This is a genomic window from Kitasatospora sp. MBT63, assembly GCF_000710465.2.
Taxonomy (GTDB): Bacteria; Actinomycetota; Actinomycetes; order Streptomycetales; family Streptomycetaceae; genus Kitasatospora.
Window position 1 is genome coordinate 1 of record NZ_JAIZ01000741.1, and the last position, 1,517, is coordinate 1,517.

Consider the following 1,517-nt stretch of genomic DNA (forward strand, 5'->3'; position numbering starts at 1 on the left):
GTCCCACGTCCCGAGAAGGTTCGATGAACCGCCACTCCAACCGCCTCACCTTCGGGGTGCTGGCGACCGGTGCGGGTGTCTACGCGCTGCTCCAGTCGCTGATCACGCCCGCCCTGCCGACCGTCCAGCACGCGATGCACACCTCGCAGTCCACCGTCACCTGGGTGATGACGGCCTATCTGCTCTCCGCCTCGATCTTCACCCCGATCCTGGGCCGCGTCGGCGACCTGGTCGGCAAGAAGCGCACCCTGGTCGCCTCGCTGGTCGCCCTGCTGGTCGGCTGTCTCGTCGCCGCGCTCGCGCCCAACATCACGGTGCTGATCATCGCCCGGGTGGTCCAGGGCATCGCGGGTGCACTGTTCCCGCTCTCCTTCGGCATCATCCGCGACGAGTTCCCCGCCGAACGGGTGTCCACCAGCATCAGCAACCTGTCCGCCGTGATCGCGGTGGGCAGCGGCCTCGGCATGGTGCTGGCCGGGCCGATCGTCGGCGCCCTGGACTACCGCTGGCTGTTCTGGTTCCCGGTGATCGTGGTCGCCGCCACCGCGGTGATCGCCCACCGCTACATCCCCGAGTCCCCGACCCGGACCTCCGGCAGCGTCAACTGGCTCGCGTCGGTGCTGCTGTCCGGCTGGCTGGTGGCCCTGCTGCTGCCCATCAGCCAGGCCTCCAAGTGGGGTTGGGGCTCCCCCACCGTGCTCGTGCTGCTCACGGCGGCCGTGGTCCTGTTCGCCGCCTGGGTGCTGGCCGAGGCCAGGTCCCGCAACCCGCTGATCGACCTGCGCATCATGCGGCTGCCGGCCGTCTGGACGACCAACGCCGCCGGACTGCTGTTCGGCGGGGGCATGTACGCGGTCTGGGCGTTCCTCCCCGGCTTCGCCCAGACCCCGTCCTCCGCGGGCTACGGCTTCGGCGCGAGCGTGACCGGCGCGGGACTGCTGATGCTGCCGATGCTGGTCGCCATGTTCGTCTCCGGGGTGCTCAGCGGGCGGCTGGCCGGCCGGTTCCCGGCCAAGGCCCAGCTCACCACGGGCGCCGTGCTCGGCGCCGCCGCCTGCGCGATCCTCGCGGGCTGGCACGGGCAGCAGTGGCAGGTGGCGCTGGCCGCCGGCGTCTTCGGCCTCGGCATCGGCCTGGCCTTCGCCTCGATGAGCAACCTGATCGTCCACAGCGTGCCCGCGGCCCAGACCGGCGCGGCCACCGGCATGAACGCCAACATCCGCACCATCGGCGGCTCGATCGGCGCGGCCCTGATGACCGGCCTGGTCACCGGCCACCTCCAGCCCTCCGGCCGCCCGTACGAGTCGGGCTACACCCACGGCTTCGCGCTGCTCGCGGCGTTCTGCCTGGCTGCGGCGTTCGCCGCGCTGCTGGTCCCGGCCCGCCGGACCGCCCCGGCGACGGCACCGGCAACGGCACCGGCAACGGCACCGGCCGGGGAGCCCGCGGCGGCGGCCCGGCCGCAGGCCGTACGGGGCTGACACCTGCGGGCCGCTCCCGCCGCGAGGCCGGGAGCG

Annotated in this window: 1 protein-coding gene; it reads left to right on the forward strand. The window is 73.2% G+C overall.

Annotated features, from left to right (window positions below):
- Positions 1-23: 23 nt before the first annotated feature.
- Positions 24-1,481: an MFS transporter gene (locus AA75_RS38370; protein ID WP_033825078.1), complete on the forward strand. Its 1,458-nt coding sequence runs from the start codon at positions 24-26 to the stop codon at positions 1,479-1,481.
- The last annotated feature ends 36 nt before the right edge of the window (positions 1,482-1,517 follow it).

What these genes read in the sequence shown, in the direction of transcription:
- AA75_RS38370 (WP_033825078.1), top strand. Translation starts at nt 24, where the DNA reads ATGAACCGCCACTCCAACCGCCTCACCTTCGGGGTGCTGGCGACCGGT.